Origin of the sequence: Methylococcus geothermalis (genome assembly GCF_012769535.1) — a bacterium.
Classification (GTDB): Bacteria; Pseudomonadota; Gammaproteobacteria; order Methylococcales; family Methylococcaceae; genus Methylococcus; species Methylococcus geothermalis.
Genome location: NZ_CP046565.1, coordinates 761,769 through 777,234, shown reverse-complemented (window position 1 = coordinate 777,234; position 15,466 = coordinate 761,769). Strand labels below are relative to the sequence as shown.

The following is a 15,466-nucleotide window of genomic DNA, read 5'->3' as shown; positions in this document are numbered from 1 at the left end:
TCCGCCGGGGCGCAGCCCGGCGAAGGAAATCAGGTCTTCCGCAGAGTATCCAAATTTCGCCGGCGATTCCATCGGCATGCCACCTTAAGCGGCATTTTGCCGGCACGCGAGGCGAATCAGCCGCCCGCCACGTTCAGGTCCAGCTTGGTGACGATACGTTGGTCGCTGACATCGCCGGACACCGTTTTGCCTACCTCGACGCGGTTGCCATCCACCCTGCCTTGCTTCGTCAACTCGCTAGCCACCGCCTGGGCGCGGCGAGCGGCCAAATCCTCCAGAGCCTGGGGCGACAGCGACGCGGTTTCGACCAGGTGGTCGAACAACGCCCGATAGAACCCCTGATCCGCGCTGGGGCGCCCCATCAGGGCGGACACGCGGCCGACGCGGTCGACTTTCTTGCCTCCGGCTTTTTCGTAGGCCGCCTGAACCTGGTCCGCGGCACCCGGACCGCCGCGTTCGTCGGCCAAGTCTTCGAGCGCCAGTTGGGTGGCGGCGCTGTCGAATGGAATCGGCCCCGCCTCCTCACCCGGCGACAGCCGAAAATCCAGCTTCGCAGCGAGCGCCCGCCGCACCTGCAAGGACTTCAGCGCACGCCCGTCCCGTTCCGGATCGACGCCGCCATGCACCTCCAGGCTGAGTTGCGGGCGCTGGGCCAAAGCGACCATGACCTTGTTGAGTTTCTCCAGCTCGGGGGGCTCGATGACCGCGCTGCCCGGCTCGAACAGCACCCTCCCGATTTCTTCGCCGTTGCCGCCGACCAGACGTCCCAGGGCCCTGAACGGCGCGGCCACCGCCTTGGTGACGACGTTGACGAAAGCGTCCCAGATCACGTGCCCGTAATCGAATTGGGGATTGCCGAGATCGCCTTCGACGGGAACCGACACGTCGATCTTGCCCTCGCCGTCGGTCAGCAAGGCGATTGCCAGGTCGAGCGGAAGCGAGACCGCCTTGGGACTCTCGACCCGTTCGCCCAGCACCAACCGTTCCAGAACGATCCTGTTGTCGTTCTTGAGCCGGCCATTGTCGATCTGGTAACGGATGTCCAGGTTGAGCTTGCCCGAGGTCATTTCCCGGCCGGCAAAGGTCGCGCTATAGGGCGACAGCGACGGCATATCGACGTTGCGGAACGCCACGCTGACATCGCCGAAGTTTTTCGGCGCCAGCGGGCTCAACTGACCGTAGACGTTGACCACGCCGTAGCGGTCGACCTGCCCGTGGAACTGGAGCATCGTCCGGGCCGCGGCCTTGGTCGATATGCCGGTCGCCGCGCCGACGAAATCATGGATATGGGTGGCGAAGGGCAGCACCAGCGACATGTCGCCGAAGTCGATGTCGCCCTTGTCGACGCGAATGCTCTCCACCGTCACGAGCCACGGTTTGGGCTTTTCCGGCCGGCGCGGGGCCTTCACGGCCTTCGGCACCGTGCCGCGAGCCGCGCCGCCCAAGATCTTGTCGATATTGGTCGAGCGGTCCTCGAAGATTTCCAAATGCCAGCCCGGCTCGGCGATCCGCACCTCTTTGACCGCAAGCCGTCTGTGCGCCAGGCTGAAGTCGACACCGACCGCGGACAGGTTCTTCCACGACAGGAAGCGCTTGCCGCTCGCGGTCTCCTTCAGAAGCAGCTCGCCCACGCTCACGTCGCCTTTGGCCTTGAGGACAGTGTCGGCCTCCTGCCGGTAGCCGAGTTGCAACTGCGCCGACACATCCGCACGTTCGAGCCGCAGACCGGCGAAGCGGGCGACCAGGGGATGCAGGTGTTGCATATCGATCCGGTCGATCCGGACCTCCGCATCGGCGCGGTCCAGGCTTTGGGACACGGTGCCCGACGCCTTGAAGCTCCCGCCCTGTTTGACCGCGAACGCCGCATCGAACGCGATGGGCAGGCCGGCATCGCTGGCGATCGGCCCCAAGGTCAGCCGCATCCCGTCCAGCGTGTAAGCAATCTCCGGGGTATAGGTCTGGTCGGCCACGGTCACCCCGAAATCCTGCAGGACGAACTGCTGCACCGCGTAGCGCCATCCGCCGGCCTTCGGCGGTTGAGGAGAAGGATCGCCCTGGGACTTCGACACCAGCGCCTCCGCCAAGCGGATTCCGCCTCCGGCATCGCGGACGACGGCGGTGCCGCCGCCTTGCAAGGCGATCCGCCCGACGGCGATTTCGCGCTTGGACAGATCGAGACGCCCGCCCTCCACCGTGGCAAGGTCCAGCGTTGCCAGGCTCTTCCCTTGACCCGACGCAGCCGCCGCGGTCAGCGCGATCCTGTCCAGTCGGGCCGCTAGATCGCTTATCACGATATCAGGGTCGCCGGACCCGGCCTCGATGTCGGCGGCAAACGAGAGCTCGAACGCGCCGACGCCGAGGCCGACGGGCGGATTCCGGCTGGCATCGGCGTAGTCGACGCCGACTTCGGCGATCTCGAATGCATCGATCTCGACCTGCCACGGCGGCCCCGGCTGTCCGCTCGAAGCGGCAGGCCCCGCGCCCGATGAAGCCGGCTTGATCAGCTTCAGCCAGTCGATTTCGCCGTGTTCGTCGACGGCAGCGCGCACGTGGCCTTTCCGTACTTCGAACTTCGGCACACGGACCTTGCGGCTTTCCAGGTCGAATCCGGCATCGCTCGCTACGATGCGGTCGAGAGCCAAGATCGGCGCCGAACCGCGCTCGGGAATCAACTTCAGACCGGCGATTTCCACCGTCATGCCGCTTACGCTCAGACTCAAGCCGCCCTGCCTTTCCGCCAGCTCATAGCGCGCGAAGGCGCCCAACTCCCCTCGAGGTTCGGCGAGGACGATCCGTTCCTTGACAAAGGGCCAGAGGGCCGATAACGGTAACTTTCCGATTGTTACCTCGCCGTCGGAATACAGCGGGTTGATCGAAATCTTGCCTTGCCAATCCAGGACGCCGTGCTCCCGGAATGTCGCGGTCAGATGCTGGGTGCCCTGAACCTCGGGCAAGGTGGAAAGATCGGCGACTTCGACGTCGATGGAATCGACCGTCTCCTCGACAGGTAGCTTTCCCGACCGGTCAGTGAATCTGGCGGAACCGCCGATGATCGCGAGACGTTTGAAAAACAGCGGCAAGGGCTTATCGTCCCGCCGCTCCGATGCCGCCGCTTCGGGCAGGTCATCCGCCACCTTCGCCAGATTCAGCCGGCCATCCGGATCGATCACCAAATCAACCGAAGGCTTTTCGACCAGCAGCTCCGAAAACGTCAACGTCTTGCGGGCCAAGCCGACGGGATCGAGATTGAGCGAAAGACGCTCGAGGCTCAGCAGGTTTGCGCCCGAAAGTTCCTTGAGCGCGACCCCCTTCAGCTCGAGAGTGAACCGGAAAGGATTGAAGCCGACTTCGGCGATCGACAGCTGCCGCTTCAGGTACGCGGCAGCCAGCTTCGGCGCGTAATGCTCGGTCAACCGCGGCAACAGCACGAATCCGGCCGCCGCATACAGTCCTATCGCCGCCAGCATCGCCGCGAGCACCTTGAACCACGGCGTACGCACTAACTGCGGAAGGGATTTCATTCTTGTCTGCCCTGCGCCTCGCATGTCCTACGGGCTTTCTACCATAGGTCGGCATCGCAGCCCAATGACGACGGCGCGATCCGGTGCACATCCCTGTGCAGGTCCGGGCATGGCGGATCAGCTCAACGGGCTGCTTCGGCGAGCGGGACTCGGAAAGTACGGCTCACAAACAGTAGGGCTCCGCGGCCCATTGCTTCAGCACGGCAGCGTCGCGGTCGGGGAGATAGGCGTAATCCTTGGAAAGGTCGCGATGGACCGCTTCGCCGACATGGGGCGACACCAAGCCTTTGAGCATGTGGAAATACCAGGCGAACGGGTAACCCGCCTGGGCGTCGAAGCGATTGAGCAGCGTGGCCAAGGCGTTGCCCTTCTTGCCGTCCGGGCCCTCCAGGCGCGGCACTTCGCGAGTGCGGTTGTGGACGATCTCGACGTTCATGATCTGCTCGCCGTGGCGGCCGATGTGCTGGAACAGGCGCAGGCTCCAGTCCTCGCAGAATACTTTCCGCGGGCCGGCGCTGCTGGCGTTCCAGTCGTCCATGAAGCGCTGGGCGGGATGGCGGTCCGGGCGATGCCGGCCCAACTCCCGCATGAACAGGGCGACCTCGGTTTTCCGCCGGTAGGTATAGCGGGCTGCGCCCACCGCGAAGGGCTCGACCCCGACCGGCTCGATGGGATCGATCAGTTCTTCGAGGTCCTCCGGCGGGTTCGCCGCATCGATCAGGTAGCGGTCCGCCGTTTCCTGTGTCCGGTCCACCTCGATCTGGACGAAATCCTCCGCGCGCGGCCCGGTCTGGGCGACGAGGTAGAGCGTGACGCCGGTGTGGTGCGTGGCGAGGAAGCCGCCTTCCTCGCAATGCGCCAGCAGCGTATTGAAATTCTGCCCGCATTCGATGAACGTGCGCTCGGCCCATTCGCCCATGTCCGCCGCAATACGGGCACCGTTCGGCTTGACGATGCCGCCTAGGCGGTACCATTCGTGCCCGAGGCGCGCGAGGTGCAGCGGAGAGCCGGGATAGGCCTGGCGCATCCGTTCCAGCAGAGCCGCGTCGTCGGACGACGCCAGCGTGTCCTTGCAGAGCTTATCGAGCAGGTGGCCGTCGAACCTGACCGGCGTGTCCGCATCGGCTTCGGGCAAAACTCTGACGTCAGCAATCATCGACCCTCTCCAGCAAGACCTGATTTCGATTGCATTTTACTGCCAAGCAATAACCCGTCAAATCACATGGTTTTGAAGCCGCCCGATGCCTCCCGGCCACGAACGCCGGATCAGCGGGCGAGGTTGGGCACACGTCCCGGAACCGGATCGGGAGAGACGTCCCAGAGCCGCTTGAAGCAGGTGTCGAGACGCGACAGGCGACGGTCGACCGCCTCCAGTTGCGCATACTCCGGAAAACGCCCGGAGCCGCCGTGGCCATACCATGCTTCCATGTCCCGCTTGAGGCGCTCCCGCTCCTGAGCCGCCTCGGCGATCATCCGACGCGCCCATTGCTTGCTGGCCTCGATGCCGATGGGCGCAATCCGGTAGCGCACGCCGGCGTCGAAGATCCGTACGCCTCCGCCTTCGCACACCGTGTCCTTCAGGATTCCGGGATCGGCCACCTCCACACCGGCCAGATAGTCGATGCCGAAATGGTGGAGTTCGGGCAGCCAGGGAACGGTCGGCCCCATCAGCACCGTGGTGGCGGCGCTCGCCAGGGCGGCGAGACGCGGAAAGGTCTTGTTCGGAATCGAAGTGGCCGTGATGAAAACCCAATCGGCCTCGGGCAGCAGGTATTCGCAGGCGGAATCCGGCAGGTCTTCGGGGCCGGGCTGACGTTCCAGGACGGTGACTGTCAGGGAGTGCGTTTCGGCGAACCGGTCCAGCCCCGGATAACGGCCGATCACCACGACTCGCTTGCCTCGCAGCTCGGGGAGGAAATGCTCGAAGACGGCGAGGTTGTTGTTCCCTCCCATGACGGGCGAAAGCGTCTCGCCTTCCGGCAGCATGCCGAGCCGGTGGATGCCGGCATTGACGGCCGCCATGCCGACCGTCGAGCGGTACGGGTCGAAGTCCCGCAGCCAAGCCGCCAGTTCGGATAAGGTCTTGCCCCTCAGGGTGCCGGCCCAGGGGAGGGTACGGGTGTGAATGCCGGGGCTCATCGCGAGCCCGATGGCATCGGCTTCGCAAAGGGTCCAGACCAGGCCGATGACCACGGTGCCGACGGGCACCGGTGCGCCGGCATAATCCTGGAGCAGATCGTAGATTTCGTAAGGGTTCGTCATCCGCGAAGGGGGTGGGCTCAGCCGTCGCGGTTCGCCAATGCCTGGTTCTGTACCCAACGGATCCGTTCCGAGATACCTCTGGGGCTCCGCGCATAGGCCTCCCGCCCCGCATCGAGCGCAGCCTGGACGGCAACGGCCTCTTCCGCCGTGAGAGGCAGCCTGCCGGCCATGTGGGTGGCATCGGGCATCACCGCCAGGATGGCGGCCCGGTTGGGGTGTTCGGCGACGGAAACCAGACGGGTGGCTTCTTTGTGGCCGTCGAGGCAAACGGCCAGTCCGATGACTTCGACCTTGCGGCCGTCCTGCGTCGTTTTGATATAGGTGCTCATCGATATCTGCCTCGTAATAGCTGGTTTCTTCAATGCCTGACCGTCATTTCCGCGGCGTCGGTGCGATTCCGCTCCCGAGATGGGCTGCCGACATAGGACAACGCATGCACCTTGATCAGGCAATATACGTTGTCTCCTTCCCGCAAAGCCATCTCGTTGAGCGCTTTCAGGGAAATGCCCGCCAGCAGGGTGATGCCGCAGTCGATTTGTACCACGGCGTGCCCCGGTGTACGGATGACGGCGCACACTCGGCCCTTGATCTGGTTCTGGATCGACGTCCCCTGCAGATGGTGCTTCGACAACGCGATGTCGCTGGAGCGGATGGACACGTGGGCGGATTCGCCCGGCGTCAGATGCGCGGCCATCGGCAGTACCAGCTCGGTGCCGTGGTAGTAGGCGATGGTGCAGCCATTCTCGGCCTCATGGCCCAGCACGGTCACCGGAAGGATGCTCTCTATGCCCTGCAAGGCCGAGGCGGCGGAAAGGATTTTGTCGGTGATGATTTCATGCGGATCCCCGACCCCCAGGATGCGGCCATTGACCATCAACACCATGCGGTTGGTGAGCTGCAAAACCTCGCCCAGCGAATGGCTGACGTAAATGACGGGGACGTTCAACTCATCGCGAACCCGCGTGAGATAGGGCAGCAATCCCGAGTTGGAGACGCCTGAAACTTCGAGCTGATCATCGAGCAGCAACAGGCGTGGCGCAGGGATCAGCGCGTGCGCCAGGGCAACCCGCTGCCTGTGTCCCGGCGTCAAGGCTTGAACGCCGCTCTCGAGCAAGGGCTCCAGCTCCAGCAGCTCGACCACCTCGCCGACGCCGAAAGCACCGGTTCGAGCCGAATTCTGATGGGCGTCCTGGAGCAGCGCGCGTACCGTCTGCCGCGGGTGGCTGGCCGGATCGAAGCGCACGAGGCCGACCCGGCGGCGGGCGGCGGGCACGCGCACGCCCTGGCGGCTGTCGAAAACCGTATCGCCGCCGAGCCTGATCCAGCCGCGATGCGGACTGACGACGCCGGCGATCATGCCCAGCAGGGTGCTCTTGCCGGCGCCAGGCGGCCCGAAACAGGCAGTCATCGGACTGTCTATGGCCAGGCGGGCGGACAGATCGAAATGGCCCCGCCTCAGTCTTACATCCAGTTCAAGCATCGAATGCTCCTCCGAATTTCGCTCTCCATCATGCCGCCGCCCGCACGGCGAGGCGGCCCGCCAGAAGGGCGTTGACGTTGTAGGCGAACTCGCGCCAGGCTGCGGCCAGGTCGCGGGCCGTGGTTTCCAGATAGTCGGGCGACGGCCGATGCTCGGACGGGAAATTGGACAGCGCGCAGGAACCGCCGTTGAACGCGATCGCTTCGTCGAGCAGGAACTTGTTGAAGCCGACGAAGGGTGCCAGCAATGCTTGCGCCAGCGCCGACAGCTCGGTTTCGACGCTGGCGCCGGGGGCATGGAAGGGCAACTCGCCGAGCCTTGCCAAGGCTTCGCTGTAGACCTGCTCCATCACGCCGAGCACGGCCCGCTGCGTAAGCTGCTCGGTGCGCTGGCTCGCCAGATTCTGGTGGAGCAGACGTTTGTAGCGCTCGAGAACGGCCCCGCGCTGAGTGGCCACCCACTCGCCGAACTCGGCGATGCCTTGCTCGTTCTGCCCAATCCCCGGCGCGACCGAGGGCCGCTCCACGACCATCGCCCTTTGGAGCCGGGCAGCCGCCTCAAGGGCGCCTTCAAGGTAACCGCCGCCGTAGCTCGCGGTCTCCGACCCGCCGAAATGCAGCCGGCCGCCCCATAGCGGCTGCCGCAATACCGGATGGCCGTACTCAGGATGATTGTCCGGAGGAACGTGGTCCCTCCGGCTGCAGGTATAGGACTCCGCCGCCCAATCCTGAAAGTGCGCCTCGCCCCGTTCTGCCGCGATGCCGAAGACCTGCACCATCTGGCTGGACACCAACATCGGCAGGCCTTGCCGCAGATTGGCTCGCGCCTCCGGAGGCAGCGCGAAGAAGCCGCCGAGGGCGGCCCGATCGGCATTCGCGTCGCAGGCATCGAAGATTTCGCCGAGCACGACATGTTCGTGCTGGACGAAGGCGTTCCCGGATTGGCCGGCCTCGCGCCAGAAGGGTTTGTCGTATGCGACGACCGTCTTTGCTTGGTCGGCCATCCAGGTGTGGGTCTCGCGCAAGGCGTCGAGTACCTTGCCGTCCAGGGCCGGCTCGAAGCGAACGCGTTCTTCGACCAGGCGCGGCGGCATCGCGAGCACCACGCGGCGCGCGGCGGCGACGACGGTGTCCCCGCCGCAGACGAAGCTCAGCTCTACGTGATCGCCGCGATCGGCCACGGCGGTGAGCACATGGCCGAATCTCAGCGCATCAGCGGGCAGATTCCGCCGCAACGCCTCCACCAGGCTCGCCATTCCGCCTTCGAGACGGTGAGCGCCGCCGTGCAGACCGGGTCGGCTCAGGGTGTCTGGTGCCTTGTCGTGGTCGGTCAGGTACAGGACTTCGCCCGTATCGTGCTGGGGAAAGCTGCGCAACCCCAGATCGTTGACCAGCTTGAGCATGCGCGGCTGGATTTCCGGCCAGAACCAGGTGGGCCCGAGGTCCAGCGCCATGCCGGCTTTTTCACTGGGCACCGACAGGATGCGTCCGCCGAGACGGTCGCGTGCCTCAAACAAGGCGACGTCGCGCTGCCGGGCCTGCAAGCCCTGGGCAAGCGCCAAGCCGCACAGGCCGCCGCCGACGATTGCGATTTCGAGCATGGGGGGCTCTTCCTATCATAACGATTCCCAGCAAACAGCGTTCCATCGCCTGCGCGGGTGGGCGGAGAACCGAAGGGGATGCCTGAAACCCGGGGTTTCAGGGTATGCCGTGCCCGGATGATGCTGCGGGCCGGCGTCTTCCGCCTGGTATTTTTCCAACACCGGCGCGGGCGGATGCCGGTTTTGTCGGATTTATGACACGCGCCTCCCGCAGGATCAGCGGACGCGGCGCCCGCTCATGGCGTCGAGGATCCGGGTGGGACGGTCGGCGCCGCCGAGGCGGCCGGGCAGGAAATGGATCGCCTGCCGGGAAAACTGGCACCACAGCCGCAAGGGAGTTCGAGCGGGCCGATGCCCTGAAAGGTTGGCGCTGGTCGAGACGATCGCGCCGCCGAAGGCGCGGCACAGGGCGGCCGCAATGGGGTGGGCGGTGACCCGGACCGCCAGGGAGTCATGAGCACCGCACAGCCACTCGGGAACGCCGAGGCGGGGGGGAATCAGCCAAGTGGTGGGCCCGGGCCAGCTCGCGCGCACTTCACCGCTGCGCGGGACGCCGGCAAGGTCGACCAGGGCTTCGATGGCCTCCACGTCCGCCGCGATCAGGATCAGACCCTTGGTCTCGCTGCGCTGCTTGAGCGCCAGCAGATGGCGGACGGCATCTTCGTTGAAGGGATCGCATCCCAGACCATAGACGGCCTCGGTGGGGTAGGCCACGATCCGGCCCCGGCGCAGGGCATCCGCGGCGCGGGCGATACGGAACCGGGAAACCCAGCCCACGCGCGCCGGACCGTTGTCAGGCAGCCGAATCGGTCAGCGGTGCGCCCTCGTACGGCGTCGCATAGCCGCATTCCTTGCGCGGACACACTTTCTCGGTACCGCGGCGCTTGGTGGTCTTCAGCGTGAGCACCGGCCACTGGCAGGCCGGGCAAGCCTCGGCAATCGGCGGATTCCATACGGCATAGCTGCATTTGGGGTAGGTCGAGCAGGAATAGAACAGCTTGCCGAAGCGCGATTTGCGCTTGGTCAAGGTACCCTGGTGGCACTCCGGACACGTCACGCCGGTATCGGTGGGCTTCTCCAGCGGCTCGATGTGGCGGCAGGCGGGATAGCCGCTGCAGCCGATGAAGCGGCCGTAGCGCCCCGTCTTGATGACCAGGGGCGAGTTGCATTTCGGGCACTGCCGCCCTTCGACGACTTCGGGTTCGGCCTGCTCCGATTCCTTGCCCGCCAGATTGCGCGTGTATTTGCACTGGGGATAGTTGGTGCAGCCGATGAAGCGCCCGTTGCGCCCCAGCCGGATCGATAGCGGACTCCCGCATTCCGGGCATTTCTCGTCGATCGCCTCATGCGTCACATCGGCCCGTTTCAGGCTTTCGTCCTTTTCGCCGATCAGGGTATGGAATGGCCCCCAGAATTCCCGCATGAGCGGAATCCAGTCCTTTTCCCCACGCGACACGGCGTCCAGATCGTCTTCGAGATTGGCGGTGAAGTTGTAGTCGACGTAACGGTTGAAATGCTCCGTCAGGAACTTGTTCACCACCCGCCCCAGATCGGTGGGATGGAACCGCTTGCTTTCAAGCTCGACGTAATGCCGCTGCTGCAGCGTCGAAATGATGGTCGCGTAGGTCGACGGCCGACCGATGCCATACTCCTCCAGCGCCTTGACCAGACTGGCCTCGGTATAGCGCGGCGGCGGCTCGGTGAAATGCTGCGAAGGGATCACATCGCTCAATCCGACCTCCTGCCCCTCCGCCAGCTTAGGCAGATAGATTTCGTCGCTTTCCTCCGGCACATCGTCCTGACCTTCCCGGTACACCGACATGAAGCCCGGATGGATCACGGTCGAGCCGGTGGCGCGGAACAGGTTGTCGGTGCTGCCGCAGGCGAAGTCCACCGTGACGGTGTTCAAGGTCGCATGGACCATCTGGCAGGCCACGCTGCGCTTCCAGATCAGGCTGTAGAGCTTGAGCTGGTCCGGCGTCAGATGCGCCTTGACCGACTCCGGACTGCGGAACGCCGAGGTCGGACGGATCGCCTCATGGGCCTCCTGGGCATTCTTGCTCTTGGTCTTGTAGAGGCGCGGCTGCTCCGGCAGGTTGTCCTTGCCGTAACGCGACTCGATCAGCGCACGCAATTCCTGGATCGCTTCCTGGGCGAGGTTCACCGAATCGGTGCGCATGTAGGTGATCAAGCCCACCGCCTCGCCGCCGAGGTCGATGCCTTCGTAGAGCTGCTGCGCCACCGTCATGGTTCGCCGAGTGGTGAAGCCGAGCTTCCTGGCGGCTTCCTGCTGCAGGGTCGAAGTGGTGAAGGGCGCTGCCGGGTTGCGCTTGCGCTCCTTCTCCTCGACCTTGGTCACCCGCAATTTGCCCCGGGCCTGATCCAGCAAACTCTGCCGCGCGGCTTGCGCCTGCTCTTCGTTGACGATGCTGAACTGCTCGAGCTTCTTGCCGGCCAGATGGGTCAGCCGGGCCGAAAGCACCTGGTCTTCGAATGGGATCGCCGCCTCGATGGTCCAGTATTCCCGGCTTTCGAAGCGCTCGATTTCGAGCTCGCGTTCCACGATCATCCGCAACGCGGGGCTCTGCACCCGGCCCGCCGACAGGCCGCGGCGGATCTTCTTCCACAACAGGGGCGAAAGCTTGAAGCCGACCAGGTAATCGAGCGCCCGCCGGGCCTGCTGGGCATGGATCAAATCGGCCGACAGCGGCTTAGGGTTAGCCACCGCTTCGGTGATTGCGCGCTTGGTGATCTCATGAAAAACCACCCGGTGTACCGGCTTGCTGTCGAGCACGTGCTGCTCCTTCAGCAGCTCGTACAGATGCCAGGAAATCGCCTCGCCTTCGCGGTCCGGGTCAGTCGCGAGGTAAAGCGCATCGGCCTTTTCCATGGCCTTGGAAATTGCCTGCACATGCTTCTTGTTCTTTTCGATGATTTCGTACTTCATCGAAAAATCGTGGTCCGGATCGACCGCGCCTTCCTTGGGGACCAAATCCCTCACGTGCCCGTAGGAGGCATAGACCTGGAAAGACTTGCCGAGATATTTTTCGATCGTCCGGGCTTTGGCCGGCGATTCGACGATGACGAGATGTTGAGCCATGAATGAAATCTGCCTCAGGCGGTGGCTCTTGGAGCGAACTGCAGCTTCGCGCCTGCTGTCCCGGCCGGAGCCGCCGCCCGGACTTTAGTGGATATAGCCGGGAAAACTTTCATAAACGAGATTTTCCATGCGTGCGAACGCGACTTCCTCGCTGGGCTGGCTGAACAGCACCATCAGCACGACCCATTTCAGATTTTCGAGCGAGATGGGTTCCTCGTTCAAAGCCATCAGGCGATCGATGACCATTTCCCTGCTCGCCGCCGTCAGGATGCCGCTCTGCTCCAGAAACATCAGGAAACCGCGGCATTCCACATCCAGCTTGGCCAATTCTTCCGACGAAAAGATTCGGAAGGCGGGGAGGGAGGCGGCACGCATCGGCTGTTGGGCGCCCAGTGTCTCCAGCCAATCGAACGCCCGATTGATCTCCTGCTGCGGAAAACCCGCCTCCAGCAACTCGGTCCGCATCTCGTCGGGATCCGGCGTCTGCTCGGCGTCGCGGTCCAGATAGTTTTCGAACAGGTAGATCAATACATCAAACACGTTTTCTTTCATTGGCCCTCTCGAGTGGGGGAGCGTCGGTACGCTCCCTACTTTATACGGCGGTATCCGCCGCCCGGCGCAGCCGCCACATGGCCCTCCATCTCGAGCAGGACGAGTTTCGAGGCGATGAGGTTCGCTGTATAACCTGTTGCCGCGACTAGAGTATCCACGGACGTCGGCGCATAGGCAATATGTGCCAGAATCCGCGCGGCTTCCGCGTCCACCGGCTGCGGAGCAGGTGAGTCTCCGTGGAAATCCACGAAACCCGCCAGCGCGCCCAGTTCCTCGAGAATGTCCGGGACCGACTCCACCAGCTTTGCGCCCTCACGGATCAGCGCATTGCAGCCCCGAGCCAGGGGATCGTGGATCGAGCCGGGAATGGCGAAAACCTCGCGCCCCTGTTCCATCGCTTGGCGCGCGGTGATGAGCGAACCCGATTTCAGCGCCGCCTCCACCACCAGCACGCCGAGGCTGAGGCCGCTGATGATCCGGTTGCGGCGCGGAAATCCCTCCCGGCTCGGCGGGGTACCGGGAGGAAACTCGGAAACCAGCGCCCCGCCGCTACCGGCGATGGCATCGGCCAAAGCCTGGTGCCGCGGCGGATAAATGCGGTCCGGCCCGCACCCGAACACGGCGACGGTCGGGGCGCCGGCTTCCAGCGCCCCTTGATGCCCCGCGGCGTCGATCCCCAAGGCCAGGCCACTGGTAACCGCCAGCCCAGCCCGCGATAAAGCCGCGGCGAACTGGCGCGCCGTCCGCTCGCCCGTCGCCGAAGGATTACGGCTGCCGACGATGGCGATCTGTTTGCTCCGCAACAAGGCGGGATCGCCTCTCACGAAAAGCACCACCGGCGGATCGGCGATTTCACGGAGCAAAGACGGATATTCCGGATCGTGCAAAGTGATGCAACTGTGTCCCGGCTGCGACAACCAGGCCAGATCCGCCTCGACGGCGTCCCACGCCGGCCGCGCCAGACGATGCAGCGCGTCCGAGCTCAAACGAAGCCCATCGTAAGCTTCCCGCGGCTGTCCGAACACCGCGCGGGCCGCGCCGAACCGATCCAGCAGGGATGCGGCGCGGCGCGGCCCGACACCGGGTATCCGCGCCAGGGCCAACCAGTAGCGTAACGGGGTAGCGGGCATCGGGCGGACGCTACGGAGACCTGACAATGTCGCCGATGTGCATCGCCCTCACCGCCTTCATGACCAGCGCATAACTGACACGATCGAAGGGCCGGAAGACCACCAGCGAGCCCGACCATTCCGGCGGCGTCTCGACGACGTTGCCGAAGCCGCCGGCGACGTAGTCTTTGATCGTGTCGGCTTCACGGTGGATATCGAGCACGTGGCCGACTTCCAGGCCATCCCTGGTGCCCCGATCCAGGACGATCACCTGGTATTGCCCGATCTGGGTGACACCGTCGAGCACACCGATGATCCTGCCGGCAACCGGTTTCTCCGGCGCGTGAAGGGTGTACGACGTCGCAAGCTCGTGCGGCTCGACGGCCAGCAGACGGTCGCCGATCACCGCTTCCCGTTCGGCCCGGACCAGCAGGAGCTCCGAAGGCTCGCCGGCGATCCGGACCTGCGCGTCCCCGATATACAAGGCTTCGTAGCCGAGCACTTCCTCGGTGGCGCCATCGCGATAGGCAGGGCCCGGTCGCACGACGGTCAGAATGGTGTCCTTGGCCTCTTTGAGCCCTCGCGCATAGATGCCGTAACCGGCGCCGCCGGAGATGTGCTCGTCCGGAAATCCGACGATGTAAGGAAGGGCATCGACATCGGAACTGTCCAGGACCCTGGGCCGGGTCAGAAATGCCCGGATGGCGTCCGCCGGAATGGCCGGAATCTCCCGCACCAGCGGCGTCACCCGAATGACCGGATTCAACGGGACGGCCGCGGCGGTCTCGAGCTCGATGCGCGGGCGGCCGGCCACCCAGCGGAGGACGAGCACATCGCCCGGATAGATCTGGTCGGGATTCCCCAACGCCGGGTTCCGGTACCACACCTCGGACCATTGTGCCGGATTTTTCAGAAACCGGGAGGCAACGTCCCAGATCGTATCGTTCGGCGCGACCAGATAGCGCTCTGGATGGTCCGGATTGAGAGCGATCCCGGCCGCCCATGTCCCGGCGCAGACGAAGAGCAGCGCCAAGCCGACTGCAAACTTGGCGATCATGGCTATTTTTGCGGCATCACCAGGAAACTGGAGTGAAGTTTGCTTGTCTTACCGTTCAGACGTTGCATATCTGGCTGCATCAGGCTTTGGATTCATTCTCTCGACGGAATTCGCTAAAATTCCACGCTTGAGCAGCTATTGTTTCCCGCGCGCCCAGCGGAAGAGGCTACCGTGACCATTCTATCCATTCTCGAATTTCCTGACGAACGTTTGCGCAAGAAGGCCGCGCCGGTCGAAGTGTTCGACGACGCCCTGCGCAGGACCATCGACGACATGTTCGAGACCATGTACGCGGCACCCGGCGTCGGCCTGGCGGCCACTCAGGTCAACGTGCACAAGCGCGTTCTCGTCATCGACGTTTCCGAGGAAAAAAGCGCGCCGCTTTGCCTGATCAATCCGGAACTGCTCGAAAAGAACGGGAGCGGCGAGATGGAGGAAGGCTGCCTGTCGGTTCCGGGTATTTTCGAAAAAGTGAGCCGGGCGGATTCGGTCAGGGTCCGCGCCCAGGACCGCCATGGCGATTTCTTCGAAATGTCGGCGGAGGGGCTGCTGGCGGTCTGCATCCAGCACGAAATGGACCACCTGGAGGGCAAGCTCTTCCTCGATCACCTGTCCGCCCTGAAACGCCAGATGGCCCGCAAGAAACTCCAGAAGGAGCGGCGCATGAAGGAAATCAACAAGGCGCCGCGTGCCGCTGCGGCCGTTTGACCGCCCGAAGCCGGAGCGAAGACGCTGATCACCCCACTGCGGCGGACGCGCCGCGTTCGTCCAACCTGAGCGACGGC

At 64.5% G+C, this 15,466-nt stretch carries 12 protein-coding genes; 1 reads left to right on the top strand and 11 read right to left on the bottom strand.

Annotation, left to right across the window (positions count from 1 at the left end):
• Positions 1-116: 116 nt before the first annotated feature.
• From GNH96_RS03690 to GNH96_RS03640, 11 genes are all read right to left on the bottom strand, one after another.
• Positions 117-3,521 (bottom strand): DUF748 domain-containing protein, encoded by a 3,405-nt coding sequence (locus tag GNH96_RS03690; RefSeq protein ID WP_169602392.1) that lies wholly within the window; start codon positions 3,519-3,521, stop codon positions 117-119.
• A 163-nt stretch (positions 3,522-3,684) separates the two neighbouring features.
• Positions 3,685-4,677: a hypothetical protein gene (locus GNH96_RS03685; RefSeq protein ID WP_169602390.1), complete on the bottom strand. Its 993-nt coding sequence runs from the start codon at positions 4,675-4,677 to the stop codon at positions 3,685-3,687.
• 110 nt (positions 4,678-4,787) lie between these two features.
• Positions 4,788-5,783: a DUF364 domain-containing protein gene (locus GNH96_RS03680; protein WP_169602388.1), complete on the bottom strand. Its 996-nt coding sequence runs from the start codon at positions 5,781-5,783 to the stop codon at positions 4,788-4,790.
• 17 nt (positions 5,784-5,800) lie between these two features.
• The gene (locus tag GNH96_RS03675) at positions 5,801-6,112 is read right to left on the bottom strand and encodes a hypothetical protein (protein WP_169602387.1); all 312 of its coding nucleotides are present in this window, start codon (positions 6,110-6,112) and stop codon (positions 5,801-5,803) included.
• 29 nt (positions 6,113-6,141) lie between these two features.
• On the bottom strand, positions 6,142-7,263 hold the full coding sequence (locus GNH96_RS03670) for a molybdenum ABC transporter ATP-binding protein (protein WP_169602385.1): 1,122 nt from the start codon (positions 7,261-7,263) through the stop codon (positions 6,142-6,144).
• A 28-nt stretch (positions 7,264-7,291) separates the two neighbouring features.
• Positions 7,292-8,863: a flavin monoamine oxidase family protein gene (locus GNH96_RS03665; RefSeq protein WP_169602383.1), complete on the bottom strand. Its 1,572-nt coding sequence runs from the start codon at positions 8,861-8,863 to the stop codon at positions 7,292-7,294.
• A gap of 216 nt (positions 8,864-9,079) precedes the next feature.
• Positions 9,080-9,640: an L-threonylcarbamoyladenylate synthase gene (locus GNH96_RS03660; protein ID WP_169602380.1), complete on the bottom strand. Its 561-nt coding sequence runs from the start codon at positions 9,638-9,640 to the stop codon at positions 9,080-9,082.
• 16 nt (positions 9,641-9,656) lie between these two features.
• Positions 9,657-11,963, bottom strand: a complete 2,307-nt coding sequence (topA, locus tag GNH96_RS03655; RefSeq protein WP_169602378.1) for a type I DNA topoisomerase — start codon at positions 11,961-11,963, stop codon at positions 9,657-9,659.
• 84 nt (positions 11,964-12,047) lie between these two features.
• Entirely contained in the window at positions 12,048-12,515 is a 468-nt protein-coding gene (locus GNH96_RS03650) for a DUF494 family protein (protein WP_169602376.1), read from the bottom strand.
• 35 nt (positions 12,516-12,550) lie between these two features.
• Positions 12,551-13,645, bottom strand: coding sequence for a DNA-processing protein DprA (gene dprA, locus GNH96_RS03645; protein WP_169602374.1), 1,095 nt, complete (start codon positions 13,643-13,645; stop codon positions 12,551-12,553).
• Between the two features lie 10 nt (positions 13,646-13,655).
• On the bottom strand, positions 13,656-14,681 hold the full coding sequence (locus GNH96_RS03640; RefSeq protein ID WP_169602372.1) for a LysM peptidoglycan-binding domain-containing protein: 1,026 nt from the start codon (positions 14,679-14,681) through the stop codon (positions 13,656-13,658).
• Between the two features lie 171 nt (positions 14,682-14,852).
• On the opposite strand from GNH96_RS03640, the gene def reads away from it, so the two are divergent.
• Entirely contained in the window at positions 14,853-15,389 is a 537-nt protein-coding gene (def, locus tag GNH96_RS03635; protein WP_188114787.1) for a peptide deformylase, read from the top strand.
• Positions 15,390-15,466: the final 77 nt, after the last annotated feature.

What these genes read in the sequence shown, in the direction of transcription:
- GNH96_RS03690 (WP_169602392.1), bottom strand. Translation starts at nt 3,521, where the DNA reads ATGAAATCCCTTCCGCAGTTAGTGCGTACGCCGTGGTTCAAGGTGCTC.
- GNH96_RS03685 (WP_169602390.1), bottom strand. Translation starts at nt 4,677, where the DNA reads ATGATTGCTGACGTCAGAGTTTTGCCCGAAGCCGATGCGGACACGCCG.
- GNH96_RS03680 (WP_169602388.1), bottom strand. Translation starts at nt 5,783, where the DNA reads ATGACGAACCCTTACGAAATCTACGATCTGCTCCAGGATTATGCCGGC.
- GNH96_RS03675 (WP_169602387.1), bottom strand. Translation starts at nt 6,112, where the DNA reads ATGAGCACCTATATCAAAACGACGCAGGACGGCCGCAAGGTCGAAGTC.
- GNH96_RS03670 (WP_169602385.1), bottom strand. Translation starts at nt 7,263, where the DNA reads ATGCTTGAACTGGATGTAAGACTGAGGCGGGGCCATTTCGATCTGTCC.
- GNH96_RS03665 (WP_169602383.1), bottom strand. Translation starts at nt 8,863, where the DNA reads ATGCTCGAAATCGCAATCGTCGGCGGCGGCCTGTGCGGCTTGGCGCTT.
- topA (WP_169602378.1), bottom strand. Translation starts at nt 11,963, where the DNA reads ATGGCTCAACATCTCGTCATCGTCGAATCGCCGGCCAAAGCCCGGACG.
- GNH96_RS03650 (WP_169602376.1), bottom strand. Translation starts at nt 12,515, where the DNA reads ATGAAAGAAAACGTGTTTGATGTATTGATCTACCTGTTCGAAAACTAT.
- dprA (WP_169602374.1), bottom strand. Translation starts at nt 13,645, where the DNA reads ATGCCCGCTACCCCGTTACGCTACTGGTTGGCCCTGGCGCGGATACCC.
- GNH96_RS03640 (WP_169602372.1), bottom strand. Translation starts at nt 14,681, where the DNA reads ATGATCGCCAAGTTTGCAGTCGGCTTGGCGCTGCTCTTCGTCTGCGCC.